General features: G+C 69.1%; 25 protein-coding genes. 21 read left to right on the top strand and 4 right to left on the bottom strand.

Annotated elements, in window-relative coordinates:
• Positions 1-158: 158 nt before the first annotated feature.
• From G6O54_RS25100 to G6O54_RS25025, 16 genes are all read left to right on the top strand, one after another.
• A complete protein-coding gene (locus tag G6O54_RS25100) occupies positions 159-485 on the top strand; it encodes a hypothetical protein (RefSeq protein WP_165229274.1) in 327 nt (108 codons plus the stop codon).
• Between the two features lie 9 nt (positions 486-494).
• Positions 495-842 carry a hypothetical protein gene (locus G6O54_RS25095; protein ID WP_165229272.1) on the top strand — a complete coding sequence of 116 codons (348 nt, stop codon included), beginning with the start codon at positions 495-497 and terminating at the stop codon, positions 840-842.
• A gap of 65 nt (positions 843-907) precedes the next feature.
• Positions 908-1,132, top strand: a complete 225-nt coding sequence (locus tag G6O54_RS25090) for an addiction module protein (protein WP_165229270.1) — start codon at positions 908-910, stop codon at positions 1,130-1,132.
• A complete protein-coding gene (locus G6O54_RS25085) occupies positions 1,122-1,421 on the top strand; it encodes a type II toxin-antitoxin system RelE/ParE family toxin (RefSeq protein ID WP_165229268.1) in 300 nt (99 codons plus the stop codon). The genes G6O54_RS25090 and G6O54_RS25085 overlap by 11 nt, the downstream gene beginning before the upstream one ends.
• 21 nt (positions 1,422-1,442) lie before the next feature.
• Positions 1,443-2,105 (top strand): hypothetical protein, encoded by a 663-nt coding sequence (locus G6O54_RS25080; RefSeq protein WP_165229266.1) that lies wholly within the window; start codon positions 1,443-1,445, stop codon positions 2,103-2,105.
• A 60-nt stretch (positions 2,106-2,165) separates the two neighbouring features.
• Positions 2,166-2,441: a hypothetical protein gene (locus G6O54_RS25075; RefSeq protein WP_165229264.1), complete on the top strand. Its 276-nt coding sequence runs from the start codon at positions 2,166-2,168 to the stop codon at positions 2,439-2,441.
• 417 nt (positions 2,442-2,858) lie between these two features.
• Entirely contained in the window at positions 2,859-2,972 is a 114-nt protein-coding gene (gene rpmJ / locus G6O54_RS25070; protein ID WP_148591188.1) for a 50S ribosomal protein L36, read from the top strand.
• Between the two features lie 214 nt (positions 2,973-3,186).
• Complete coding sequence (gene rpsM, locus G6O54_RS25065; protein ID WP_165229262.1) at positions 3,187-3,570, top strand: 30S ribosomal protein S13; 384 nt, start codon at positions 3,187-3,189, stop codon at positions 3,568-3,570.
• Between the two features lie 161 nt (positions 3,571-3,731).
• Positions 3,732-4,112, top strand: coding sequence for a 30S ribosomal protein S11 (gene rpsK / locus G6O54_RS25060; protein WP_148591185.1), 381 nt, complete (start codon positions 3,732-3,734; stop codon positions 4,110-4,112).
• A 90-nt stretch (positions 4,113-4,202) separates the two neighbouring features.
• Positions 4,203-4,829 (top strand): 30S ribosomal protein S4, encoded by a 627-nt coding sequence (rpsD, locus tag G6O54_RS25055; RefSeq protein WP_165229260.1) that lies wholly within the window; start codon positions 4,203-4,205, stop codon positions 4,827-4,829.
• A 142-nt stretch (positions 4,830-4,971) separates the two neighbouring features.
• Positions 4,972-5,967, top strand: coding sequence for a DNA-directed RNA polymerase subunit alpha (locus tag G6O54_RS25050; RefSeq protein WP_165229258.1), 996 nt, complete (start codon positions 4,972-4,974; stop codon positions 5,965-5,967).
• Between the two features lie 80 nt (positions 5,968-6,047).
• On the top strand, positions 6,048-6,458 hold the full coding sequence (gene rplQ / locus G6O54_RS25045; protein ID WP_165229256.1) for a 50S ribosomal protein L17: 411 nt from the start codon (positions 6,048-6,050) through the stop codon (positions 6,456-6,458).
• Positions 6,459-6,655: 197 nt separating this feature from the next.
• Positions 6,656-7,090: an HIT family protein gene (locus G6O54_RS25040; RefSeq protein WP_165229254.1), complete on the top strand. Its 435-nt coding sequence runs from the start codon at positions 6,656-6,658 to the stop codon at positions 7,088-7,090.
• A 126-nt stretch (positions 7,091-7,216) separates the two neighbouring features.
• Positions 7,217-8,158: a hypothetical protein gene (locus G6O54_RS25035; RefSeq protein ID WP_165229252.1), complete on the top strand. Its 942-nt coding sequence runs from the start codon at positions 7,217-7,219 to the stop codon at positions 8,156-8,158.
• Between the two features lie 44 nt (positions 8,159-8,202).
• Positions 8,203-9,012 (top strand): rhomboid family intramembrane serine protease, encoded by an 810-nt coding sequence (locus G6O54_RS25030; protein WP_165229250.1) that lies wholly within the window; start codon positions 8,203-8,205, stop codon positions 9,010-9,012.
• A gap of 107 nt (positions 9,013-9,119) precedes the next feature.
• Positions 9,120-12,347 (top strand): sigma-70 family RNA polymerase sigma factor, encoded by a 3,228-nt coding sequence (locus tag G6O54_RS25025; protein WP_165229248.1) that lies wholly within the window; start codon positions 9,120-9,122, stop codon positions 12,345-12,347.
• Between the two features lie 16 nt (positions 12,348-12,363).
• On the opposite strand, the gene G6O54_RS25020 is transcribed toward G6O54_RS25025, so the two are convergent.
• Positions 12,364-13,938 carry an alpha/beta hydrolase-fold protein gene (locus G6O54_RS25020; protein WP_165229246.1) on the bottom strand — a complete coding sequence of 525 codons (1,575 nt, stop codon included), beginning with the start codon at positions 13,936-13,938 and terminating at the stop codon, positions 12,364-12,366.
• A 13-nt stretch (positions 13,939-13,951) separates the two neighbouring features.
• Positions 13,952-15,208, bottom strand: a complete 1,257-nt coding sequence (locus tag G6O54_RS25015) for a glucuronyl esterase domain-containing protein (protein WP_165229244.1) — start codon at positions 15,206-15,208, stop codon at positions 13,952-13,954.
• Between the two features lie 267 nt (positions 15,209-15,475).
• Between G6O54_RS25015 and G6O54_RS25010 the strand changes: the two genes are divergently transcribed.
• The 3 genes from G6O54_RS25010 to G6O54_RS25000 all read left to right on the top strand — a co-directional run bounded on the left by G6O54_RS25010 (position 15,476) and on the right by G6O54_RS25000 (position 20,752).
• Entirely contained in the window at positions 15,476-17,749 is a 2,274-nt protein-coding gene (locus G6O54_RS25010; RefSeq protein ID WP_250847069.1) for a serine hydrolase, read from the top strand.
• A gap of 132 nt (positions 17,750-17,881) precedes the next feature.
• The gene (locus tag G6O54_RS25005; RefSeq protein ID WP_165229240.1) at positions 17,882-18,493 is read left to right on the top strand and encodes an RNA polymerase sigma factor; all 612 of its coding nucleotides are present in this window, start codon (positions 17,882-17,884) and stop codon (positions 18,491-18,493) included.
• 12 nt (positions 18,494-18,505) lie between these two features.
• On the top strand, positions 18,506-20,752 hold the full coding sequence (locus tag G6O54_RS25000; protein ID WP_165229238.1) for a protein kinase domain-containing protein: 2,247 nt from the start codon (positions 18,506-18,508) through the stop codon (positions 20,750-20,752).
• Between the two features lie 64 nt (positions 20,753-20,816).
• On the opposite strand, the gene G6O54_RS24995 is transcribed toward G6O54_RS25000, so the two are convergent.
• Together G6O54_RS24995 and G6O54_RS24990 are read right to left on the bottom strand one after the other, a co-directional pair.
• Positions 20,817-22,616, bottom strand: a complete 1,800-nt coding sequence (locus G6O54_RS24995; protein WP_250847068.1) for an arylsulfatase — start codon at positions 22,614-22,616, stop codon at positions 20,817-20,819.
• Between the two features lie 71 nt (positions 22,617-22,687).
• Positions 22,688-23,851: a prenyltransferase/squalene oxidase repeat-containing protein gene (locus tag G6O54_RS24990; RefSeq protein ID WP_165229236.1), complete on the bottom strand. Its 1,164-nt coding sequence runs from the start codon at positions 23,849-23,851 to the stop codon at positions 22,688-22,690.
• Between the two features lie 163 nt (positions 23,852-24,014).
• Here G6O54_RS24990 and G6O54_RS24985 point away from each other — a divergent pair, with 163 nt between their 5' ends.
• Together G6O54_RS24985 and G6O54_RS24980 are read left to right on the top strand one after the other, a co-directional pair.
• Complete coding sequence (locus G6O54_RS24985) at positions 24,015-25,739, top strand: glycoside hydrolase family 5 protein (protein WP_165229234.1); 1,725 nt, start codon at positions 24,015-24,017, stop codon at positions 25,737-25,739.
• A gap of 112 nt (positions 25,740-25,851) precedes the next feature.
• Positions 25,852-26,703: a sugar phosphate isomerase/epimerase family protein gene (locus G6O54_RS24980; RefSeq protein ID WP_165229280.1), complete on the top strand. Its 852-nt coding sequence runs from the start codon at positions 25,852-25,854 to the stop codon at positions 26,701-26,703.
• Positions 26,704-26,713: the final 10 nt, after the last annotated feature.

Below are 26,713 nucleotides of genomic sequence, written 5' to 3'. Positions count from 1 at the left end.
TCCTCCCCTGGACGACGAGTCGCTGACGCGGGCGGCCGAGGATCTCTTCCTCGAGCTGGATTCGCGGGAGACCGCCGACGTCGACCCGGACTGAGGGACTGGCTGGTCGTACTCCACTCGACCCTGGGTGGGACCTCTCGCCGCGGGGACCTCTTATCATGGAACACGGTCGGCTCCGCTTCGTTGCCATCCTCGGCATGATCCTGATGATGACTTCGTGCACCCGCGGGACTCCGTCAACCGAGTTGACCTTCGTCGGCTCGGTTGCCGGCATCGAGATCACCAATCCGGAAGGTCCTTTCCGGCGCTGGACGGTGACCCTGTCCGTGGATCGCGTCGTATCCGGGGTATCGCCGGACGCCGTATTTCGGCTCCCTCAGGTTCACAGCCCATCGCAGGAGGGCCTGACCATGGGCCGTCATTTCACCGTCCACGTCCGGAAGCAGGGTCATCTTTATGAGGTCCTGTCGCTCGCTCCGCTCTGATAGCTACCCATGAGGACCATCCACGACGTCCGCACCCGCCTCCTGGCGGCCCGGGGAGAGTCCCGCTCGATGGCGGTGCGGGGGAGCTTCCTCCAGCACGTCGAGAACCGGGGGACCTATGCCGACGAGGTCGCCTCGGTCTACGCCGCGGTGGCCCACCGGCTCGGCTACCTCGCGGTGGACGCGACGCTCCCCGACGCCGATTTCCACCGGCTGCTGCTGGCCCTCCACGCCGGCTGCCGCGACCGGGACTGGACCGCCGCCGAGGTCGTCACGCGGTTCGGCCGGCCCGGGCTCCGAATCGGACTCGCCGCGTATCGTCCCCTCGAGCCTCCCTGTATACTGGTTTCAGGATGATCCTGAACGCCATGGAAACCGCCCTTGGCAGATCTGCGAGTTGCGGTCGTGGTAGCGGAGGTCCCATGAATCCGGCCATCGAATCCGTCTTCGACCTGACGCCCTCGGAGAAATTACAGCTCGTCGAGGATCTCTGGGACGACCTGGCGGCCAATCCCGAGGACATCCCGGTCCACGATTGGCAGGTCCAGGAGCTGGAGCGTCGCAAGGCCAACCTCGCGAACAATCCGGCGTCCGGGATGTCGTGGGAGCAGGTCAAGCAGAGGATCCGCAGCCGCCATGGCCGTTGACTTGATCTTCGCGCCGGAAGCCACGACGGACCTCCAGGAGGCATACGATTGGTACGAGGCCCGCACGACCGGCCGCGGCGAGGACTTCCTGGTTCGAGTTGACGCCTGCATCCAGTCGATTCTCCGTCTCCCTGAGTCATACGCCCCGTTCCATCGGGACTATCGAAGGGCCCTCCTCCGAAAGTTCCCCTACGCGGTCTTCTACGAGTATGTACGCGACACCGTCACCATCTACGGTGTTCTCCACACCTCACGCGACCCCGCCAAGTGGCGAGAGCGGCTCGCGTGACGTGCCGAGGGAGGTCCAGGGATGAGGACCATCCACGACGTCCGCACCCGCCACCTCGACACCCTCCGCCAGGCCGTCCAGCGACCCGGACTGTTCGGCGGCACGGACCTCGGGGTCGAGCTCGTGATGCAGGGCCTGCTGCGGGACCTCTGCTTCATCGACGAGCGCGAGGGCGAGCTCCAGGCGGCCATGGACGGCCTGGTGGCCCGAGGGCAGTTCAACTCGATGGCGGTGCGGGGGAGCTTCCTCCAGCACGTCGACAACCGGGGGACGTACGCCGACGAGGTCGCCTCGGTCTATGCCGCGGTGGCCCACCGGCTCGGCTACCTCGCGGTGGACGCGACGCTCCCCGACGCCGATTTCCGCCGGCTCCTGCTGGCCCTCCACGCCGGCTGCCGCGACCGCGACTGGACCGCCGCCGAGGTCGTCACGCGGTTCGGCCGGCCCGGGCTCCGAATCGGCTGGGTCTTCGCGTATGTCCCGACCGCCGGGCCCGACTGGGTCTACTTCGACTTCGACGCGTGCTCGGCCGCGACGCAGGACGGGGACAGCCTCCTCCGGAACGTCCGCACACCGGCCGAGCACTTCGCCCGCGAGCTGACCTTCACGCCCCACGGCCGCCGCGTCTGCCGGGTCACGGTGCAGTCAGCCCTCGGGAGATCGGCGGGGCAGGGGCCGAAATAGGATGCGAATGGCTTGGAGAACATCGGATTGCGTCGATCATGCCTCCAGCGGGAAGAGAACATGGCCACGATCATTCCGAATCCGCAGAAGCTTGACTGGCAAACCGAAGCCGCCTGCACGGTGACGGCCATCGTCCTGTTTTGCGTCCTCCAGTGCATGGGCCTGATGATTCTGGCCGCCCTCGGCATGCTCCTGAATCTCGTCGAACTGAACGTCCTGATCCATCCCGCGTTCGGCCTCGGCCTGATCGCCAACCTGGTCGTCTCGTTCCTGCTCGGCGGCAAGCTCGCACGGCGGATCTTCCCGGAGAGTCGCCGCGCAAGGAAACCTGGGTAATCCTGGAGATTTCGCGAGGTTTCGCGGCGGGATTCCAGAGAGAGGTGCGACACCCGGGATCGGAATTCTCGGGCCAAATCGACTTTTCCGAGGCATTCGCCCCCTTGCGAGCACGCAAAGCTCTGGTTATATTGTCCTATTCGGCCCGGGATGTGACGAAGCCTCATCACCCCCCTCGGTCTTCTCCGGCCCTTGTGCCGGGGCATAACGTCAACGGATTTACGAATCCCGGCCATCATCGCGGCGTAGCCGCGAGGTGTCGGGCCCGTATCTCCCCCGAACCGGTCGGCGCGGCCCGCGTCGCCCCAAGGTCGTGACGATCTCGGGGCCAGGGGAGCGAGATGCGGGGGGACGGCCGGCGCGGCCGTCGATGGGGCGGAGCGGGGCGGGCAAGATGAATCAGGAAAGTTGTCAGCGATGAAAGTGCGATCGAGCGTCAAGCGGATTTGCGAGCACTGCAAGATCGTCCGCCGCGAGGGGAAGGTCTACGTCATCTGCAGCAATCCCCGGCACAAGCAGAAGCAGGGCTGAGCGGAGCGATCCGGACCGGCCCGACTGTCGCCGTCGGCGGATTGTCCGCGGTGACCGCCATGGACGAAGTAGGACACGACACGAAGCGGCCCGTCTCGGCCTCGGATGGCCCGGGCCCATGGTCGCCGGGCCGAAGGGCGGCGGCGACGGCTTACGAAACGACAAGAACGGCGGCACGGTCCCCCCGGGGATCGATCGACGGAGACCTCAGCGGATGCCTCGTATTCTCGGTGTCGACATTCCGAACGACAAGCGCACGGAGATCTCGCTGCGCTACATCTACGGGATCGGTCCGTTCCTGGCCCACCAGTTGTGCGAGCGGGCCGGCGTCGATCCGGCCAAGCCGGCCCGGGAGCTGAGCGAGGACGAGCTGGCCAAGCTCGCGGCGCTCCTGGACAACGAGTACACGGTGGAAGGCCAGCTCCGCCGCCAGATCCAGCAGAACATCGGCCGGCTCCGCGAGATCGGCTGCTACCGGGGGCTCCGGCACCGCAAGGGCCTGCCCGTCCGCGGCCAGCGGACCCGGACGAACGCCCGCACCCGCAAGGGCCCGCGGAAGACCGTCGCCGGCAAGAAGGGCGTCAAGGAGATGCGCTGATCCGATCCGACGACAGCCCGACGGCCCATGCTCGCCTCCACGCGAGGCCATGGCCGTCGCGGTCGCCATCGGGCCGGGCCGGGACTGCTCAACCTCGTCCAATATAACGCTTGTTGAACTCGAACATCCGACCGATCGATTGATTCAGGAGCAACGGAGCCGTGGCCAAGGCCAAGAAGAGGAAGACGCGACGCAACGTCAGCCGCGCGGTCGTGCACATCAAGGCGACGTTCAACAACACGACGGTGACGATCACCGACCCCAACGGCGATGCGTTGTGCTGGGCCTCGTCCGGGACCGTCGGCTTCAAGGGGAGCCGCAAGAGCACGCCGTTCGCCGCCCAGCGCGCCGCCGAGACGGCCGCCGCCACGGCGACGAAGTATGGCGTCAAGGAAGTGGAAGTGAAGGTCAAGGGCCCGGGCTCCGGGCGGGAGTCCGCGATCACGGCCATCCAGGCCTCCGGCCTGTCGATCAAGGCCATCGAGGACGTCACCCCGCTGCCCCACAACGGCTGCCGGCCCCCCAAGAAGCGCCGCGTCTGAGCGCGGCACGCCCGCCGCGACGCCGTCTCGACACCGGATGTACACGAACACGAATCGATCACGACTCGACCGAGGAATGCGGATTTAACCATGGGACGTCATACGGGTCCGGTCTGCCGGCTCTGCCGCCGCGAGGGGACGAAACTGTTCCTCAAGGGGACGCGGTGCGATACCCCCAAGTGCGCCGTCGATCGCCGCGAGGGGATGCCGGGCATGCATCAGTTCCGCCGGGGCAAGGCCAGCGAGTACGCCATCCGCCTCCGCGAGAAGCAGAAGGTCAAGCGGTTCTACGGCATCTTCGAGCGCCAGTTCCGCAAGTACTTCTACGAGGCCAACCGCAAGGCCGGCAACACGGGCGACGCCCTCATGTCGCTGCTCGAGCGGCGGCTCGACAACGTCGTCACCCGGCTGGGCTTCGCCGTCAGCCGCCCCCAGGCCCGCCAGGTCATCCGCCACGGCCACATCCTGGTCAACGGCAAGAAGCTGGACATCCCCAGCTACCTGGTCAAGCCGGGCGACCAGATCGCCATCAAGGACCGGGAGCACTCCCGCAAGCTGATCGCCACCAACGTCGGCGAGGGCACGCCGCCCGTGCCCGACTGGCTCGACCGGATCAGCTCCGAGCCCCCCGAGGGCCGCGTCTCCCGGATGCCCTCCACCCAGGACATCGGCCTCCCGGTCACGCCCCAGTTGATCGTCGAGTTGCTCAGCCGCTGAGAAACAACCCGTCAAGGCCAGGGGCCGGGGAGCCCGGGACGCGCGGCCGAGCGCCCCGGACCAACCCGGCCTGCCCCGTTCCTGTCCTGTCCCGTTCCGTCCAGCCCGACCCGCACCGACCGGCCCTTTTGGGGACACCCTGATGCGTATCCGTTGGCGAGGCCTCGAGCTGCCCAGCCGCGTCATCTGCAACCGCGAGAACCTGACCGACACCTACGGCGAGTTCCACGTCGAGCCCTTCGAGCGCGGCTTCGGGAACACCGTCGGCAACAGCCTGCGCCGGATCCTCCTCTCCAGCCTGGAGGGATCCGCCATCACCAAGATCAAGATCCAGGGCGTCCAGCACGAGTTCTCGTCGATCCCCGGCATGGTCGACGACATCACCGACCTGGTCCTCAACGTCAAGCTCCTGGTCGTCAAGAACCACTCCGACTCGAACCGGACCATCCGGATCGACCGCGACCGCCGCGGCGTGGTCACCGCCTCGGACATCGTCCACGACGAGTCGGTGGAGATCATCAACCCCGACCACATCCTCTGCACGCTCACCGACGACGTCGCGTTCCACATGGACATGACCGTCGAGAACGGCCGCGGCTACCGGACCGCCGCCGAGGGCCACACCGACGAGATCGAGATCGGCGAGATCCCCGTCGACGCCAGCTTCAGCCCGGTCCAGCGCGTCGAGTACGACGTCCAGAACACCCGCGTCGGCCAGCGGACCAACTACGAGAAGCTGGTCCTCCGGATCTGGACCACCGGCGTCCTCGGCCCCGAGATGGCGCTCGTGGAGGCGGCCAAGATCCTCCGCAAGCACCTCAACCCGTTCGTCCAGTACAACGAGCCGGGCCCGGGCCTCTCGGCCGACTCCTCCGGCCACGACGGCGGTCAGCACGCCCCGATCGACGCCGAGCTCGAGCGCAAGCTCGACATGAGCCTCGCCGAGCTCGAGCTCTCCGTCCGCGCGACCAACTGCCTGGAGAGCGAGGGCATCACCACGGTCCGCCACCTGGTCAGCCGGTCCGAGGACCAGCTCCTGAACGTCCGCAACTTCGGCGAGACCACCCTCAAGGAGGTCCGCGCCAAGCTCCACGAGATCGGCCTCGACCTGGGCATGAACGTCCCGCCCAAGGGCTGAGGTCGGAGGTTAGCCCGGGCCCCGGCGAATGACCGCGGGGCCCGATCCGACAAGTCGAACCGAGAACTGACGAGAGAACCATGCGCCACCAGAAAGCCGGCCGGAAATTCAAGCGATCGCCGGAGCACCGCCGGATGCTCCTGCGCAACCTGGCGACCTCGGTCCTCGAGCACGGCAAGATCCGCACGACGCTCCCCAAGGCCAAGGAAGTCCAGCCCTACGTCGAGAAGCTGATCACCCTGGCGAAGAACGGCTGGGACCTGAACAAGTTCCGCCGCTGCCTCGCCGTGCTCACCAGCAAGCAGGTCACCTACAAGCTCTTCCACGAGATCGGCCCCACCTTCAAGGGCCGCTCCGGGGGCTACACCCGCATCTACAAGCTCGCCAAGGTCCGCCAGGGCGACGCGGCCCCCATGGCCGTGATCACCCTCCTGGGCGAGAAGGACAAGATCAAGGCCCCGGCCAAGCCCGCCGTCGTCGCCTCGAACTGAGGGCAGAGGAAGACGGACGAACCACAGAGGCACGGAGGCACGGAGAAGAAGGGGAAGAGGGGGCAGGTTGAAGCGTGAGGTGCGTCGGTCGCGGCGCGGACACGCCGCGACCTCCGTGGTTTCCACACGCGGGTGCGATCGCCCCTGTCCCTCATCCTCCTGGCTCCGCCCGCGAGGTTGACCGAGGGCCTTCCGTCATGGCCGAATCGATTTCCGATCCCGCCTGCATCTTCTGCAAGATCCTCGCCGGGTCGATCCCCTCGACGCGGGTGCTGGAGACGGACCGGGCCGTCGCCTTCCTGGACGCCTTTCCGCTCAATCCGGGGCACACGCTGCTGGTCCCGCGCGACCATCACGCAAATCTGGCCGAGCTGCCGGACGAGCTTGCCGCCCACTGCGGCGAGCTCCTCCCACGCCTCTGTCGGGCCATCAAGGCGGCGACGAACGCCGAGGGTGCGAACGTGGTCGTCAACCTCGGCCGCGTCGCCGGCCAGACGGTGGACCACGTCCACTACCACATCATCCCCCGATCCCCGGGCGACCCGATCCACTGGCCCTGGCCCCAGGGCAGGACCACGCCCGAGGAAGCCGCCCGCCTCGCCACCGCCATCCGCGCAGAGTTAGCATCTTGACTTCGGGCGGCGTGAAACCCATCATCCGACTCTGACGCCTCCACCACGATGGTGGCCGCATCGTTGCCGAGGAAACCCCGCGGGCCACGGCAGCCACGCGTGCCGCGGCGCCTTTCGGAGAATCGGATGCCCATCAGTCTCGTCTGCTCAACCTGCGGTCGGTCGTACCAGCTCAAGGAGGAATATGCCGGCCGCAAGGTCCGCTGCCCGGGCTGCCAGGAAGTCCAGCTCGTCCCGGCGGTCACGCCGGCGGAGGGATTCGAGGAGTCCTGGGAGACCGACGACGGCCTCCATCCCGCGTTCAACCGCGATCGGTTCCTGCTCCGCCAGAAGCTCATGACCATCGACGCCCGCTATGTCGTCACCGACGAGCAGCAGCGGCCGATCCTCTTCGTGGAACGTCCCTCGCACGTCTTGAAGAGCCTCGGGGTCGCGCTGCTGGCGGGAATCGTCGCGATCGTGGGCCTCTCGCTCGGCTTCCTCGCCGGCATCACGATCGGCGAGGCCATGGGGAACCAGGTGATCGGCGCCATCCTGGCGGTGACCTTCCTGGCCCTGGGAATCGGCTTCGCCTTCGCGCTGGGGATCCGCCTTTCGCCCCGCCGGCATATCCACTTCTATTCCGACGAGTCCCGCTCGGAGCGGCTCCTGGACGTGCTCCAGGATCAGAAGTGGGCCCCAATCACGGCCACGTACACGGTCCTCACGCCCGACGGCCAGTTCCTCTGCCGGATGGAGAAGAACTACCTGTACAACTTCTTCCGCAAGCGCTGGCTGGTCAAGGACGCCGAGGGCCGGAGAATCCTGATCGCCCGCGAGGATTCGCTGATCCTCTCGCTCCTTCGCCGGTTCCTCGGGCCCATGTTCGGGATGCTGCGCACGAACTTCGTCCTGATGACGCCGGCATCCGCGGCCGACGGCCAGGAGCGGCCCATCGGTGAGTTCAACCGCAAGCTTACGCTCTTCGATCGCTACGTGCTCGACCTGAGCCGCGACCGAGGGCGGGCCTTCGATCGCCGGATGGCCGTCGCGCTCGGCGTACTGCTGGACACCGGCGAGCATCGCTGATGATGCGATCGGCCGGCTGACGACCACCCGAAGGACGTCTCGCCATGATCCTCGTGCCCGCGCCCGCCCCGTTCGCCCCGGGCTTCTCGATTCCCGGCTCGTCCGTCGACAACGGAGACGAGGACATTCCCGTCATCGGGGAGGAGATGCTCCACCAGGAACGCGTCGACCTGGAAGCGGGCATCAGCGCCTTCCCCAAGGTGACGATCCTGCTGATCCTGGCCTGCCTGTTCGCCTACGGTCGGCAGGTCCAGATCGGCGGGCTGGAGAACGTGGGCCGGGTGATCGACACCGGCGCGACGCACCGGGATGAGATCCTGGAGGGGCAGGCCTGGCGGCTGGTGTCCGGGGCCTTCATGCACGCGAACATCGAGCACCTGCTGGGCAACATGGGGCTGCTCTACATCCTGGGCATGGCCTGCGAGCACGCCTTCGGGGTGCAGCCATTCCTGCTCCTCTACATGGCCGCCTGCCTGACCGGCGGCCTGCTGACGATGACGACCGAGGTGCCGACCGTCGGCGCCTCGGGGGCGATCTTCGGCCTGGCGGGGGCGTTGATCTCGCTCGTCTACGTGCGGCGAAGGCGGATCGAGATCCGCGACCATCGCGTGGGGATCGTGCTGGCCATCTGGGCCGTCTACACCCTTGCCCTGGGGCTGCTGAGCCCGATCGTCTCCAACGCCTGCCACCTGGGCGGCCTGCTCGGCGGCCTGATCCTTGGCGCATTGCTCCCCCCCGCCATCCTGACCGACCGCCGCGCGATGGCCCGCTCGCCCGTCACCCGCCTGCAGGGAGCGATCGCCCTGGGTGTCCTCGCGAGCACGGCGATGCTCTGGTTACCGCACCTGCGATGAGCGGAGGGGACCTCGGTCGCCCGGGAGAAGCCTGCCGCAGTCCGACTGCCCGGCGGGGACTACTCTTCCAGGGACCGGGAGCCGACGGAAGCGCAGGAGGCCGGGTGATGACCAAGGGCTTTTTCATGGACGTGCACGGACCGATCCAGTCGTTGTTCGACTGGGGGACGCTCGGCGTCGAGACCGATGCTCAACTGCTCGACGTCTTCCTGGACGGCGACCGGGCCGCCGCCGAGGCCGCCTTCGCGGCGATCGTCGCCCGTCACGCGGCAAGAGTCCGCCGCGTCTGCCTGGACGTGCTCGGCCATGCGGAGGAGGCCGAGGATGCCTCGCAGGCCGTCTTCCTGATCCTGGCCCGGCGTGCCAGCGGCGTCCGCCGCCGGGGTTCGATCTCGAGCTGGCTCCACGGCACGGCCCGCCACGTGGCCCTCCGCGCCCGCCGCGAGAACGACCGTCGGCGCCATCGCGAGCAACGGTGGGCAGCCGGCAAGGGCACCGACGAGGGACCCTCGGATGCCGTGCTGTCGATGATCTCCCGCGAGGACCTCCATCGCGAGCTCGACCGGCTGCCCGAAATCGACCGGCTGCCGATCGTCCTCTGTCACCTGGAAGGACTCTCCCACGCCGAGGCCGCCGCACGGCTGGGCTGCCCGCTGCGGACCTTCCAGAGCCGGCTCCTGCGAGCACGAAGGCGCCTCCGCGATCGCCTCCGCCGTGCCGGGCTGGAGACGGCCCTGGTCCCGCCGATCACGATCCACGCCGGCTGGGCCGAGGCGGTCGCCCGGTCGGCGATGGCGTTCGCGACGAATCCCGGCACGCCCACCGTCGCCGCCACGCTCGCCGCCCGCATCCTGGCGGCGAGGTCCGCGGGACGAGCCGCATTCGCGATCACGAGCGTCCTCGCCGTGGCGATCGTCGCCGGCGCGGCCGCGAGATCCGATCGCCCCGCGCCGGCCGATCCACCCGGGATCGCGCCGGCCGCTGCCCCGATCGCTCCGCCCCGAGCGGAGGCCCCGAACCGGACGATGGTGATCCGGGTCGTCGATCGCGACGGCCGGAAGCCCGTCGAGGGCGCCAGGGCCGAGGTGACCGCCGACACCAGCGACCGATACTGGTTCTACGATGGAAACAGGTTGCTGGCCGAGAAATGGACCGACGCGCAGGGCCTCGGCCGCATCGACTTCCCCACAAACCTGCCCCGAGCGTTTCGCATCGACGTCCGAAAGAAAGGGTACGCCCTCCGATCCTCCGTGAGGTGGACCCACTCGTCGCGGGCCGACCTGCCGGCCGAGCACACGATGGAGCTGGAGCGGGGGGAGACGCTCGGCGGGATCGTCCGGAACCGTCGCGGCGAGCCGATCGCGGGGGCCGACGTGACCGTGGAGGCCAGTAACCAGCTCGATGACGCCCACGACTACTCGTGGATCACGGCGATCGCGACGACCGACGCGAATGGTCGCTGGCAAATCGACGATGCTCCTCCCCGACTCGCCTCCATCACGGTCCACGCCTCGCAGGAGAGCTACTTCGGGGCCATGCAGCATTACGGGCGAAACGAGTCCGCGATCGATCGCTTCCGGGACGGCTCCGCGGAGATCATCCTGGACAAGGTTTTTTTCGTCTCCGGACGCGTGCTCGATGAGGCGGGACGACCGCTGACCGGCGCCGTGGTGGGCCGCGCTGAACGCGAGGGGAAGGAGGAAATGCAACTCCCCATCCTCACCGATTCCGAGGGTCGCTTCCGCGTCCGGCTTCGCACGGGGCCGGAGATCCTGCTCGCCCGGGCCCCGGGCCATTCCCAGGGGGTTACGGAGGTCGACGCGGCCTCGGCGAAGACGCCCATCGAAATCCGCCTCGGTCCGAAACACCGTCTCTCAGGCCGCGTCGTCGACACGCGAGGCAATCCGCTCCGGGGAGTGACCGTCGATGCCGTGCTCTTGTGGAAGGGCTACAGGCCGCACCTCTGGGCGGGCAGGACCGACTCCGACGGCCGTTTCGCCTGGGACTTCGCGCCGGCGGCGCCCATCACGCTGGGCTTCTCCCGCGAGGGCTTCGCCCCGCTCAGCCGGGACGGCGTCCTGGCGGACAAGCCGGCGGCCGACATCGTGATGCAACGGCCGCTCCGGGTCCGCGGCAAGGTCACCGACGCGAGGACCGGCGGGCCGATACCGCGATTCACGATCCTGGACGGCCATTTTCGCAACGACTTCCCCGGGGAGCCCGACCGGAGGATTCCGGAGTGGCCCCAGGAGACACCGAGGCGTGAATTCACCGACGGCGCCTACGAGATCGAGTACGCCCATCCCTACCTCGCCGCCGTGGCCGTCCGCATCGAAGCCGACGGCTACTTGCCGGCGACCTCGGGACGGCTCTCCATCACCGCAGGCGAGGCCGTCTTCGATGCCAGGCTCGAGCCGGGCATCGGACCTTCGGGCGTGGTGCACGGCCGGGACGGTCGGCCGCTCGCCGGGGCGGCCGTCGTCCTCTGGTCGCGCGACGATCACCGTCAAAGCTCCACGTCGCGATCCACGACCGACGACCGAGGCGCGTTCCATTTCCCACCCCAGGCCGGCGGGTTCGACCTGCTCGTCACCCATCCGAGTGGCTTCGCGGAGGTCCGCGAGAGCGACGCGGAGCCGGGCCGCCCGATGACGCTGACGGTCGAACCCTGGAGCCGCGTCGAGGGGACCGTGACGATCGGCACGAAGCCCGCGGCCGACGAGACGGTCACGCTCTTCGAGCTCGTCCGGCAGGGCCGCGCCGAGGAGGTCATCCTCCGAGGCCTCCAGGGCCAGAGCACGCGGACCGACGCTCACGGACGGTACGTCTTCGAGCGCGTCCTCCCGGGGCGAGTCGAGGTCACACGATCGCGGCCCCTCGACCGCTCGCGATTCGGATCCGCGCGGCTCGCCATGCGACGCGAGACGACCGAACCGGGCATGACAGCTCACGTGGACATCGGCGGCGGCGGCCGGCCCGTGGTCGGACGTTTCGTCATCCCGCCCGGCGTCGATCCGGCCGCCGTCTTCTCGGTCCAGGGGCAGCAACTCGTGCGAGTTCCCTCCGGATCCGACGACTCACCTCAGCCATTCCTCGACGTGGACACGAACGTCCGCCCCGACGGCTCGTTCCGGGTCGACGATGTCCCGCCCGGCCGCTATCGCCTGAAGGCGGAGGTGCACAACCCGTCCGTCGGGCCGAGCGGACAACCCGGCCCGAAGCTGGCGGAGGCGGACGTGCAGGTGATCGTCCCGGGCGCGTCGGGCGGGCCGCCGGAGACGCCGCTCGATGTCGGCCCGATCGCGCTGAAACCGGTCCCGCCCGGGTCGCCCTGAATCGGAACCGCGACGGTCATTCGATGGCCCCGGCCTTGCGGAAGGCCGCGGCCATCTGCCTGAGGATCTCGGCCTCGGAGATGCCCTGCCAGCAGTGGCCCTTGCCGGGACCGAACGTGATGGAGCCCTCGTACGGAGGCTCGGCGTGGGAGAGGAACGCGTCGAGCCGGTGCATGGCGTTGTTCAGGAAGTAGTCGTCGGCGTCGCCCATCCAGATATGGAGCTTGCCGCGGAGACGCGGGGCGAGCTTCGGCCAGTTCTCCTCCAGGACGAGCCGGAGGTCGTAAGCCTTCCAGTGGTCCGCGACCGAGCGGTCGATCCGGCCGGTGATCGGATCCCAGAGCGGCACCGGGCGGCCGTCCGCGCCCCGAGGGCCATAGGCCGCGTTCCAGGCGCCCCACTGGCCGCCGGACATGGCCCAGGAGTCGCCCAGCCCCAGGACGTTCTCCACCCGGCACTCGTGCCGCATCGTCGTGCGGACCTCGCCCGAGGTATCCCGCGCGGCGGGACGCTCGAAACCATGCCCGTTCACGTAGGCATTGGCGTCCTCGTAGATGTTCACGAGCTGGAACGAGCGGAAGTCCACGCCGTCGGCGCAGAACGACCAGGCGCCGGCGAAGAACTCGGGATAATAGACCTGGAGCGCCAGCGCGACCCAGCCGCCCGTCGAGCCCCCGTCCACAGCCCGCGCAGAGCCGTTGCCGATGCCGCGGAACCGCCGCTCGACCTCCGGGATCAGCTCGCGGGTCACGGCATCGCCGTAGGGCCCGTTGTTGGCCGAGTTCACCTGGTACGGGTCGCCGAGCGGCCCGGCGCCGTCGAGGTGGACGAAGATCATCCGCGGCGCGTCGTCGGCCATCCAGGCGGAGCGGAACGACGAGCCGGTCGACATCCACCGCGAGGCGTTCGTGAACCGAGCGCCGTAGCCGCCCACGTGGACGCGGAGGGGATATCGACGCTCGGGCTCGCGGTCGAAGTCGCGCGGCAGGATCACCCCCGCGCGGACGTAGATCGGCCGGCCGTGGAAGTCGCTGAGCAACTTCGACTTGATCTTCAGATAGCGAATCAGCCCGTCGTCTCGAGGCAGCGACTCGTCGGCGATCTTGTGCGAGAGTTCCAGCTCCACGCGAGTCGATGGCCCGGCGTCAGGGCCGATCTCGATGGACTTCACGTCGCTGTACAGGTCGCCGGGCGCGTTGACGACGTTGAGGTCGCGGTTGGTGTGCAGGACCGCCTGGGCGGCGTATCGCCCCGGCCGTAGCGCGGCGAGGTTCGCGACGGGGAAGATCGCCGATCTCGCGTCGAGGATGGCGGGGCCGCCGGGCTTCAGCCCGACGACATCCGCGCCGAGCACCGGCGCCGCGTCCATCCCGGTCTGGCCAATCGCGTGCCTCGGCTCGGGGCCGCCGGCCTTGCCGAGCACCACCAGCAGCCGCCCCGAGACGCCCGCGCCATCGGCCAGCTCGGGACGGATCGTCACCGCGAAGGAAGGGGTCGTCGGGGCAATCGGCCCCACCTGCGCACCGGCCGGGCGGTGGAGGAGGAGCAGGGGCCCGAGCAACGCCAGGGACCATCGCAATTCCGATCGCATGTTCGCGTCCTTCTCAACGACGGATCTTCCAGTGATGATCCGCGAAGTCCATGTAGGCGATCCAGTCGTCGACGGTGACGTCGTGCTTGCCGGGTCGGATGCGGTAGCCGATCGTCCCGGTGGAGAGCGAGTCCACGGCCGGCTTCGGCCACAAGTCGAGGCCCAGGCCGTCGGTTCCCATGAGCTTGTAGACGGGCTCGGCGGCCTTCGCGGCGAGGAACTCCCCCTTCGGATCGGCCCAGCGGTCCTCCTCGGCGCTGACGATCAGGACGGGCCGCGGCGCGATCAGGGCGATCTCCTCATGCTGGTCGAAGGGGAGCGCGTCCTCGCGGTTCGTAAACGCCTTGTAGTTGCCGCAGAACCAGTGCGGGAACGACGAATTCAGGTGCTCGATCGTCTCGCCGTAGTCCCGCTTCGAGAGCGCCGCGCCCCCCTCGCCGGAGTTGTTGGAGATGACGATCGCGAATCGCGGGTCGTTCACGCCGGCCCAGAGCGCCGTCTTGCCCAGCCGCGAGTGGCCCATCAGGGCGACGCGGTTCGCGTCGACGTCCGGCGAGGTCTCGAGGTAGTCCATCGCCCGGCTGAGCCCCCAGGCCCAGGCGGCGATCGCACCCCACTCGTCGGCCGCCGGCTCGGCCTGGCCCGGCCGGAGGAAAGTCCCGCGCACGCCGTTCCTGAGGCCGCCGACGTGGTCTTCCTCGATGTCGCCGTAATACGTCGTGGCCACGGCATAGCCGCGGGCCAGGATCCGCTCGACGGGGATCATGTGGTCGCTGCCGCGGGCCTTCTCCGTGGCCCGGTCGTTGACGATCCCCGGGGGGCCCTCGGAGCGGATCCAGCGCGTCGAGAGCGGGATGCCCGGGTCGTCGCTGATCGCGTGGTTCGCCCAGAAGTTCAGGCAGAGGAAGAGCGGCACGCGCTTGCCCGGATCGAGGTTCGCCGGCAGGTACACGAGCAGGTGAATCACCGGGGCCGCGGGGTCGTCGCTGACGTGGATGTCGACGAGCCGGCGAATCGCCTTGCCGGAGAGCGCGTCCTTCGCCTCCGAGGTCACCACGCACCGCGGCTTCACGGACCTGGCCGCCTCCGGCACCCGGCCGAACATCTGGGATTCGAAGAGCTTCACCAGCTCCGGCCTGCGCCGGGCCATCCAGTCGTCGGCCGTCTTCACGGGCGTGCCGTCGGCGCAGACGAGCGGATCGGGCAAAGTGTAGGTCCCGACCCTGGACTCCTCGTAGTTGATCTCCCGCTTCCGACCCTGTGTCGTCATCGCCGGCCTCCCCCCGGAGGAATCTCGGGCGCGAGAACCGTCGCGCCATGGCCAAGACGATACCATCCGGGTCGCCCCGAAGCCACGGATCGGCCGTGCGGCCGTGCCTTCCGCGGCGAACAGGACCCCGGCGACCCCAAGAATTCGGCCGGAAAGTCGAAAAGACGAATTCAAGCCTTTTCCATTGCCCTGTGTAGAGAGTAGCGTCGCCCAGCCATGTGTCGCCAGGGATCCACCATTCTTGAGAGCATCCAGGAGCGGTTGACCGTGAGATTCGAGCATTCCCGATCGTCCGCGCGTTGGAAACTCATTGTCGGCCTGGGGATCACCTTCCTGATCGGCCCACCCAGCACCCGCGGGCAGAACGGGGCGGTCGCAGTCGCCTACCCGACGACCGGGATCACGATCGACGGCCGGCTGGATGATTGGCCGGCAGGCCAGCGGTCCTATCCCATCGAACGGCTCGAGAGCGGCGACAAGCTCCGCGATGCGAAGGACCTGAAGGCGAGCTTCCGGGTTGCCTACCGGGCCGACGAACACGCCCTCTTCGTCGCCGTCGTTGTCGAGGATGATTCGATCGTCCTCGACGGGCCGGGGGAGCCCGTCTGGGACAAGCAGGACGCCTGCGAGCTGTTCATCGACGCGGCCCGTCCCGCGGAGGGCTCGCCGTTCTTCCAATATGCCCGCTACGGCAACCAGACCAGGACCGTCGGGCCGGCCGAGGTTCCGGAGTCGAGGCGCAAGGTCGCGGTCGAGCGGGCGGGGTCGCGGATCACGTACGAGTGGCGGATCGAGGTCGATGCCGCGCTCGATCCCGACCGCGCGATCGGCTTCGACGTCGCCGTCGCGGATAAGGACCAGGATGGATCGTTCTCGTGGATCGCCTGGGGGCCCGGCACTCAGAAGATCGAAGGGGCGGACCGGTGCGGCGAATTGCTCCTCGTCCGGCCCGGGACTCGATTCGGGGAGCTGACGGGCCAGGTCGACTGGAAGGAGCCGTCGACGCTGGCGCTGCCGATGCGAGTCCGGGTCCGATCGACGGGGTCGCCGCAGCTATGGCGGGATGCGACCATCGACCCCTACGGGTCGTACAGGTTGAGCATGCTCCCCCAAGGGACCTACACGGTCTGCCCGGTCGATACCGCGGAGGTCCGCGTGAAGCAGGATCCGACCGTCGAGGCCCGCGTCGAGCCGGACCGGCTGGCGACCGCCGGGCCGCTGCGGGCCACTCCGATCGCCGCACCCGGCCTCATCGCGGCTCAGGGCATCCTCCGCGGCGACGGGCCGGTGGACCCCGAGGCGATCGACCGGTTCGCGAGGGCCTACCTGGATTACTTCAAGACACCCGGCCTCTCCCTCGCCGTGATCAAGGACTGGAAGGTGGTCTACCACCGCGGCTTCGGCGTCAGGGACACGTCGACGCGACAGCCCGTGGCGGATGACACGGTCTTCGAGGCGGCCTCGATGACCAAGCCCGTCTTCGCGGACATGGTCCTCCGGCTCGTCGATCGCGGCGTGCTCGACCTCGACACGCCGCTCCATACCTACCTCCCCTACGAGGACATCGCTCGCGACGACCGCTACAAGCTGATCACGGCGAGGATGGTGCTCACCCACCGGACGGGCTTCCCCAACTGGCGGACGGGGAAGCTCGAGATCCTCTTCACGCCGGGGAGCAAGGTCTCGTACTCCGGCGAGGGTTTCGTCTACCTCGGCAAGGTCGTCGAGAAGCTGACGGGCAAGAAGCTGGAGGACCTGATCCAGGAGGAGGTCCTCGTCCCGCTCGGGGTGGAGCACGCCTCGCTCATCTACAACGACGACGTCGCAAGCCTCACCGCCACGGGCCATGCGGGGACCTTGCCCCTCTCGAAATGGAAGCCCAAGGAGCCGAACCCGGCGGCCAGCCTCCACGTCAGCGCCGGGAATTATGCGAAGTTCCTGATCGCCGCCGCCCGAGGGAAGGGGCTCGCGGAGCCCACCGCGAAGGAGATGCTCCGTCCCCAGGTGGCAAAGAGCCCGGATAATCCGAATGGGAGCTGGGGCCTCGGCATCTCGATGGAGCAAACCCCGCTGGGGATCACGTACGGGCACGGGGGCAGGAACACCGGCTTCACCAGCAATTCGGTGATCTATCGCGACCTCGGGATCGGTTACGTCTTCCTGGTCAACAACGACGACGCGTCCAGGTTCGACAACGTGCTGCGTGCCTACCTGATCACCGGGCTCGCCGGACTGAAGTCCCCCGCGCCGATCGCCCATCGGGCGGTGAGGGTCGACCCCAGGATCTTCGACGCCTACGCCGGCCGATACGAGGTTAGCGCCGACGAGATCGTCACCGTCACCCGCGAGGGGGACCACCTGATGGCGCAGTCGACGCACCAGGGCAAGGTCGAGCTCTTCCCCGAATCGGAGCGAGACTTCTTCACGAAGCCGACATCGAAGAACTCGCTCACCTTCGTCAGGGACGACAAGGGGGCGGTCACGCAGTTGACGCTCCACGAAGATGGGCACGACTCCGCGGCGAAGCGGCTCAAGGACTGATCGCGGGCCGCGGCCGCAAGCCGAAGCGGGGCACCGCCCGCGTGGACGAGCCCGACCCACCCCGGCCGTCCTCCCAGCGATTTCGTTCAAGGTCCCGCTCGACGACGGTGTAACTCCCGGGAGGATCGATCGATGGCCGAATCGCCGAGCACCCACGCGAGCCTGGTGATCCGGCTCCGCGATCCCGAGGACGAGCAGGCATGGTCCCAGTTCGTGGCGATCTACGGGCCGGTCGTCCGCCGGATCGCGCGAGGCCGGGGGCTCCAGGAGGCCGACGCGGAGGACCTCTGCCAGGAGGTCTTCCGGGCGGTCGCCCGGGCCATCGAGCGGTACGATCCCGACCCGCGACGGGGCTCGTTCCGGGGATGGCTCTCGCGGATCGCACGCAACCTGATCATCAACCTGTTCGCGGCCCGGCGGCAGCACCCGCCGGGCTCCGGGGACACGAACATCCTCCGACTCCTGGAAGATCAGCCCGACCCGGCCTCGGTGGACTCCGCCGAGTTCGACGCGGAGCATCGTCGCGGCCTGGTCCTCTGGGCGGCCGAACGCGTGCGGCACGAGTTCTCCGACGTGGCCTGGCAGGCGTTCCGGCTGGCCGGCGTGGACGGGAAGCCGGCCAGGGAAGTCGCGGAGTCCCTGGGGATGAGCCTGGGGACCGTCTATCAGTACAAGAGCCGCGCCGTGGTCCGGATCCGCCGCGAGCTCCTGCAGTACGACTGGCAATCGACCGATCACCTTTGAGGTATCACGACCATGACACCGATCACCAGAGAGCCTTGCAGCGAGTCGCGCCTGAGGTCATTCCTCGAGGACGAGCTGGGCGAAGGCGAGTCCCGACGACTGGCGGAACACCTCGACCGGTGCGAGGCCTGCCGCAACGCCCTGGATAGGCTGGCCTCGGGGAGCCGGATCCTCGCCGAGCTTCGCTCGGTCTCGCCGGCCGGCGACGTCGGGCGGCGGAACGGCACGGCTGTCGAGGCCACGCGCCTCGTCCCGGGCGAGACTCCGAACGTCGATGACCTGATCCTGCTGGATTTCCTCGAGCCTTCGGCGAAGGCGGGATGCCTGGGGCGGCTCGGCCCGTACGAGGTCACGCAGATGCTCGGCCAGGGGGCCTTCGGGATCGTCCTGAAGGCGTACGACCCGTCCCTGGGCCGATACGTGGCCATCAAGGTGCTCGCCCCGCGGCTCGCCACGAGCGCCGCCGCCCGGACGCGGTTCGCGCGGGAAGCGAGGGCGGCCGCCGCGGTCGTCCACGACAACGTCGTGGCCATCCACGCGGTCGATTCGTGGAACGGCCTGCCGTACCTCGTCATGCCGTGCATCGCGGGCCGATCGCTCCAGGACCGGGTGGATCGCGACGGGCCGATGGACGTGACGGAGGTCCTGCGGGTCGGCATGCAGGCCGCCCGGGCCCTGGCCGCCGCCCACGACCAGGGGCTCGTCCATCGGGACATCAAGCCGTCCAACATCCTGCTGGAGAACGGTGTCGAGAGGGTGAAGCTGTCGGACTTCGGGCTGGCCCGGGCCGTCGACGACGCCAGCCAGACGCAGAGCGGGGTCGTCGCCGGGACGCCGCAATACATGTCGCCGGAACAGTCCCGAGGCGACGCGATCGACCACCGCTCCGACCTGTTCAGCCTCGGGAGCGTCCTGTACTTCATGCTCGTCGGGCATTCCCCGTTCCGGGCGGATTCCACGCCCGCGGTGCTCCGCCGGGTCTGCGACGACCGGCCGAGGCCGCTGCGGCAGTCGAACCCGGACGTCCCGAAGTGGCTGGCGAAGATCGTCGACCGCCTGCTCGAGAAGGAGCCCGGCCGGCGGTACGCCTCGGCCACCGAGGTCGCGGAGATCCTGACCCGCCACCTGGCCGATCTCCAGCGGACGGGATCCTCCGCGCCCGCGAGCTCGCCCCGCCTCGGGTCGATCACCCCCAGGGGGTACGCCATGCTCGCCACGATCCCGGCGGCCCTGCTCCTCGCCGCCTTCGGCCTGCCCGGCCGCCGCGTCCAGCCCCCGCAGGATGCGCCCGCGCCCGCCGCGGGAGCCTCGAAGCCCGTCGCGCCGCAGCCGGCAAAGGCGAGGTTCACGATCTCGACCGGGAACAGCTCGGATCCCGCGGTCATCGGCTCCGGCAAGGCGGTCGAGAAGGCCTGGGGGATCGCCGACTTCACCTCGGTCGCGGTGGGATCGAACTTCCAGGCGACGATCACGAAGGGGGATCGGTTCCAGGTGAAGACCACTTCGGATGAGAAGCTCGTCGACTACCTGGAGGTGGTCCAGGAGAAGAAGACGCTCAGGCTGGCCCTGAAGCGGGGCCGGAATTATCGCTTCGACGTGCCGCTGCGAGCCGAGATCACCATGCCCTCGCTCGAGGGCATCGCGGCGAGTGAGTCTTCGAAGGCGAGCCTGAATGGGTTCCGAAGCGAGGGGAATTTCCGCCTCTCCGTGTCCGACGCCAGCGTGGTCGACGGGACGATCGAGCTGAACCACGCGGAGTTCGGGCTCGGCGACGCGAGCCGACTCAAGCTCGCGGGATCGGCCAAGACCGCCCAGGTCATCGCTCGGGACGCGAGCCGCCTCGACCTCTCGGAATTCCCGATCGGCGATTGCGCGATCAAGCTCTCCGATGCAAGCCGGGCCAGCATCCGGATCCCATCCGCCAAGAAATTCCTGGCGAACCTCTCCGACGCGAGCGACCTCTCCGGCTCCGTGAACGCGTCGCAGTTGGGGCTGAGCCTCGCCGACTCGAGCCGTACGCACCTCCAGGGCAAGGGGGAGGCCGCCATCCTTGCCGCCCAGGACGCGAGCCACCTGGACCTCGCCGCGTTGAGCCTGGACGACCTCCGAGTCGAGCTCAAGGGGTCCTCCTCGGCCGTCGTGGAGGTCCACAAGAGCCTCGACTACCGGATGGACCAGGGCTCGAGGCTCGAGTATGCGGGCGGTCCCCCGTCCGTCCAGGGCCGGAAGTCCAAGTCCGCCACGCTCCGGAGTCGTTGAGCGGGCCGAGGGGCCGTCGACGGCCACCCGATTCATCGGGCCCCTTGGCTCGGCGACGCCGGGCTCAGTCGCCGGCGCGGTCCGCGCGCGGGGCCTCCGGCCGGGCCCCGGGGCGGGCGGCCGGACGGCTCGCCGGCTGGGCTCGCCAGGTGCCCAGGGGCAGCACGCCGGAGCGAGCGGCGAAGGCAGTCCACTTCGCGACCATGTCGTTCACGCGGTCGGGCTGCGACGACGCCAGGTCGTGCAGCTCGGCGCGATCCTCGGCGATATTGTACAGCTCCCAGGGCCGGCCCTCCTTGGCGACGAGCTTCCAGTCCCCCTCGCGGACGGCGCGGTTGCCCTCGTGCTCCCAGAAGATCGGCCCCGGGCGATTCAGGGGCTGGCCGTTGAACGCGGGGCGGAGGCTCACCCCCTGGCGGGGCCTGATCGGCTGGCCGTCCTTCTCGAGCGGGTAGGCCGCGCCGGCGAGGTCGACGCAGGTGGCCATCAGGTCGACCAGGTGCCCCGGCTGGCGCTCGAGGCTGCCGGCCCGATCCGGGCGGATGCCGGCCGGCCAGTGGGCGATGAGCGGGGTCGAGATGCCCCCCTCGTGGGTCCAGTGCTTGTACTCGCGGAACGGCGTGTTGCTCTCGTTCGCCCAGCCGCGGCCGTAGGCGATGTAGGTGTCCGCCGGCCCGGCCATCACGCCCGGGCCGGTGCGGACCCAGCGGCCGTCGCGGGTCTGCATCGGCGGCGACACCTTCGGCTGGAGGTCGTCGCGGCCCAGCGGCTTCAGGTCGGCCGGAGCAGGTTGCTTGTTGGCCTCGCGGCCCGTCTTCTCGGCGCAGGCACCGTTGTCCTGGAGGAAGAGGATCAGCGTGTTGTCGAGCTGATTCGATGTCCTCAACTGTTCCACGATCCGGCCGATCCCGGCGTCCATGATCTCGATCATCGCCGCGTAGACCTCCTTCGTCCGGGCCTCCCAGGCCTTGTCGACGACGGCGTCCCAGTCCTCGGCGATGGCGGAGAGCTCGGCGTTGGCCGGGAGCAGGCCCATCTCCTTCATGCGACGAAAGCGGGCCTCCCGGAGCGGGGCGTACCCGGAATCGAACTTCCCCCGGTACTTCGCCATGGCGGCCTCGGGGGCGTGCATCGGCCAGTGGGCGGCGGTGTAGGCCACGTAGAGGAAGAACGGCTTCTCGGGCGACTCGGACCCGTGCTGCCGGAGGAAGCGGATCGCGTTGTCGCTGATCGCGTCGGTGTAGTAGAACGACTCGGGGTGGTACTCGGGGTCGTTCTCGACCGTGATCAGCGTGTCCTGGCGGACCAGTGCGGCGGGGTCGAAATAGCTCCCCGCGCCGGCGATGGTCCCGTAGAACTTCTCGAAGCCGCGGCCGAGCGGCCAGGTGGCGCGGTCGGCCCTCGGCCCGATTCCGGGCGCGACGTGCCACTTGCCGGTCATGTAGGTCCGATAGCCGGCCGGCTTCAGCACCTCGGCGATCGTGACGCAGTTGCGGTTGAGGACGCCGCGATAGCCGTCGTGGCCGCGATCCTCCATCATGTGCCCGATCCCGGCCTCGTGGGGATAGAGCCCCGTCATCAGCGAGGCTCGCGTCGGGCAGCACCGCGCGTTGTTGTAGAACTCCGTGAACCGCACCCCCTTCGCCGCCAGGGCGTCCAGGTTCGGCGTGACGTGCTCGCCGCCGTAGCAGCCGAGGTCCGAGTACCCCATGTCGTCGCTCATGATGAGGACGATGTTGGGGGGCTTCGAGGCGGATGCGGGCTCCGCCGCACGCGAGCCGGAGATCGGAGATATCATGGCGGCAAACGCGAGCGACATCGCCCCGAGAACGGCCATACGTTGCAGGTTCGTCGTGGTTCGCATGGCGGGATCTTAGCGGCCCCGCCATGCGCCGGGCAAGGGGCGAACGACCTCGGGTTGATGGGGTCGCGGGGTCAGGCCTTCGCCGCGGCCCGGGTGTAGGCCAGGGCGAGGATCGCGTAGGCGGTGACCAGGTTCGGGTCGCCTTCGAGGAACCGGTCGGTCTTGTTGATCCACGAGCCGTCGGGCTGCTGCCGCTTCGCCAGGGCGGAGGTCAGCTCGGCCTTCCAGTCGTGGGAGACGCCGGCCGCGTCGGTGAAGGTGGGGGAGCCCAGGGCGGCCATCGTCTTGGCGAAGGTGTGGTAGTAGTAGTACAGCCCCCCCTGGCCCAGGCCGGGGTTCTCCTCGACCGAGTAATGCCGGGCGATGAACTCGGTCGCCGCCTTGACCCGCGGGTCGTCCTTCGTGAGGCCCGCGTAGATCATGCTCTTGAGCCCGGCGTAGGTCATGCTGGCGTACGACCTCAGGCCACCGGCGTCATCCTTGCCGGCGACGCTCACGCCCCCCTGGGCGGCCGTGTAGATGAAGCCGCCGTCGTTGATCTTGCCGGCCCACGGCTGGTCGTTGAACTCGCTCTTGAGGTTCTGGCACCGCGAGACGAACACGAGCGCCTTCTGCAGGGCGGGGTCGTTCGCCGGCAGGCCGGTGTCGTGCAGCGCATCCAGGAAGAAGGCCGTGTTGGACAGGTCGGGCCGGCTGTTGTTCCCGCCGTAGCCGGCGCCGCCGTAGAAGACGTCCTCGCGCGGCTTCCCCTCGGACTCGTCCCACTGCATCCGCTTGAGGAATTCCTGGCCCGATTGGATCGTCCGGTCGTAGCGGCCGTTGACGTTGGCGTACTTGAAGGCGATCAGTGCGACCGCGGTTGCATAATTGGCGTGCGGGACCTCGGAGAGCCCCCCCTTGTCGGTGAGGAAGCCCTCGAGGTATCGGAGGGCCTTCTCCACCATCGGGTCGGCCGGCGGGACCTGGCCGGAGCGGAGCAGGCCGGCGGTCACCAGCGCGGTGATCCCCGGCTCGCGCTCCGTGGACCACCCCCCCTTGGCGTCCTGCCTGGGCCTCAGGAAGGCGACCGCGCGTTCGACCAGCGGGGCCGCCGCGGACGAGGCGGGGCCGGCGGGCTGCTGCGGGGCCGCGGCGGACGCCGCGGGATCGGCCAGAGACCATCCCAGGCCGGCCACCCCGGCCGCCGCCAGGCCACGCTCCAGGAACTCACGCCGCGACGTCGATTGCGGGCTCATGCTCGATCCCCATTCCTTACCAGCCAAGGCTCACACGGCGCGCCCGCCCACCGCTCGGTTGCTGAATCGCGCGGCCGTCCGTCCTATGATAACGGAATGTGGCGTCAAGGGAGGGCGACCGGGCCCGGCGCGTCGCCGGGACGGCCGGCTTTCGAATCGATTCATGAATTGGTGGGAGACGATGACGTACAACCCGCTCGCCCCGATCCGGCCGCTCGCCTGGGCCGGCCTCCTGGCGATCCTGGGCCCCGTCGCGGCCCTGGCCGCGGAGCCGGTCAAGCTGGCGGGATCGGCCCGCTTCGACCTCCGCGCGGACGCCTCCGCCGGCAAGATCGACGAGGCCCACGTCGTCTCGGGGGCCGGCTCGATCGATCGGCCCAACTGGCTGACCGGGCGCGAGCAGGCCGCGGTCTACTCGGTGAACTTCCCGGTCTCCCGCCTGGCCTGGCGCGAGTTCGCCGTCAGGTTCACGCCCGAGGGGACCGGCAACGTCGCGGTCACGCTGATGGGGCCGTGGGAGCAGGCGTCGCCGGGCGTGCTCTACCGCCAGGAAGTCCTCTGGGGCGACTTCAAGGTGGACGGCGCCAGGCTCGGGTCGGCGGGCTTCGAACCGCCGGCGGCGAAATCGACCTGGCAGGGCGGCGGCTTGATCGTCCCGAGATCGACCGAGTCCCCGGCGCCCGAGGGGACGCACGTCGCCCGGACCTGGCACAACGCGACCCTGGCGGCGAACCTGGCGGTCACGGCCGGCACGCCGGTGACCCTCCGCGTCCATGCCATGGCCGTGACCCCCGCGGGCTACCGCGAGATGAAGCCGATCGCCGGCCACGACACCCCGGCCCATCACGCCGCCCTGAAGTTCCGCCGGGGTGCCAACCTCGGCAACGGCCTGGAGGTCGCGCCGGGGCAGAACTGGGGCGTGACGTACACGGCGGAGGACGTCCGCCACATCAAGGCGGAGGGCTTCGACCACATCCGGATCCCGATCGGCTGGCATCACTATGCGGGCCCCGCCCCCTCGTACACGCTCCGGCCGGAGATCTTCCGCAAGGTGGATTTCTTCGTGGACGCGGCGGCCCGTGAGAAGCTGAACGTCCTGATCAACATCCACCACTTCGACGACTTCACCACCGACCCGAAGGGACAGACGGCGAAGTTCCTGGCCATCTGGGAGCAGATCGCCGCCCACTACGCAAAGGCTCCCGACGGCCTGGCATTCGAGCTCCTCAACGAGCCCAAGGACGCGGCCACGACCGAGGTCATGAACCCGATCTTCGCCCGGGCCGTGAAGACCATCCGGCGGACCAACCCGGGCCGGACCATCGTCTATGGCCCCGGGCGCTGGAACAGCATCGAGGAGCTCCCCGGCCTGATGCTCCCGGACGACGACCACAACCTCATCGCCACGGTGCATTGCTACGACCCGTCCCGGTTCACCCACCAGGGGGCGAGCTGGACGGGGAACGGCCCGGACGCGAAGCTCACCGGAATCGTCTTCCCCGGCCCGCCGAGGACCCCGCTCGAGCCCGATTCCGGCCTCGGGCTCAGCCAGGGCTTCCTCAGTTGGCTGCGCGCGTACAACACCGAGCCGACCGGCTCCAACCCGTGCGGCCCGGAGGTCATGGACCTGGCCGTCTCCCGGATCAAGGAGTGGTCGGACCGCTACGGCCGCCCCGTCTACCTCGGCGAGTTCGGCGCCTTCACCGCGGCCGACCCGAAGTCGCGGGCCAACTACTACGGCCTCTTCCGCGAGCGCCTCGACGCCGCACACATCGGCTGGGCCATCTGGGACTGGCACGCCGGCTTCGACTACTGGGACACCCGGACCAACGCCCCCAGGCCCGGCATGCATGAGGCCCTCTTCGGCAGGGCCAAGGCCCGCCGATGACGCTGGGTGCTTGATCGCGACGACGGGGACGGCTCGAATGGAAAGGAGGGACAACGCCGTCCCGACCCGCCGAACCTGACATGCCGTCGCGACACGCGAGGGAGGATCACCCATGGAGATCACGCGTCGAGGTTTCCTCGAAGGAGCCGCGGGGACGGCCGCGGCGACGGCACTCGCCGGGCGGCTGGAGGCCGCGGCCACGCGGCTGCCCGCGACGATCAAGGTCGGCGCCTGCGTCGTCGGCCTGGAGCAGGGGAAGCAGGCGGGACTCGACGGGATCGAGGTCACCGTCGGCGGGCCGGCCGACCGGCTGGAGATCAGCAAGGACGAGGTGCGCCGCCGCTACAAGGAGGAGGTCAAGCGGCTCGGCCTGCCGATCCGCTCGCTTCAAATGGGGCTGCTCAACGAATGCCCGCTGGCCACCGACCCGCGCGGGGTCTCGTGGCTCGAGCAGTGCATCGACGCCGCGCGCGACCTGGACGCGCCGGTGATCCTCGTCGCCTTCTTCGGCAACGGCGACCTGCTGGATAAGGGCGGTCGGGTCAAGGAGGCCGACGTCGACGAGGTGGTCCGCCGCCTCAAGGCCGTCGCGCCCCGGGCCAAGGACGCCGGGGTGACGCTCGGGATCGAGGACTACCTGGACGCCGCGGCCAATGCGCGGATCCTCGACCGCGTCGGCCACGACGCCGTGAAGATCTACTACGACTGCTACAACACCGGCGGCACGAAGGGCTACGACGTCCCCGCGGAGATCCGCTTCCTGAAGGACCGGATCGTCCAGTTCCACTTCAAGAACGCCGACGACTTCCTCGAGACGGGCAAGGTCCGCTACTCGCCGATCGCCCGAGCCATCCGGGAGGTGGACTATCGCGGCTGGGTCGTCCTGGAGACGTCCAGTCCCACGGGGAACCCCGTTGCCGACGCCCGCCGCAACGCCGAATACGTCCGCAGCCTCTTCGCGTGAAGGACCGATC

This window comes from Aquisphaera insulae (assembly GCF_011064615.1).
Lineage (GTDB): Bacteria > Planctomycetota > Planctomycetia > Isosphaerales > Isosphaeraceae > Aquisphaera > Aquisphaera insulae.
Note: the sequence above shows the minus strand (reverse complement) of the source record. Positions and strands in the feature narration are given on the sequence as shown.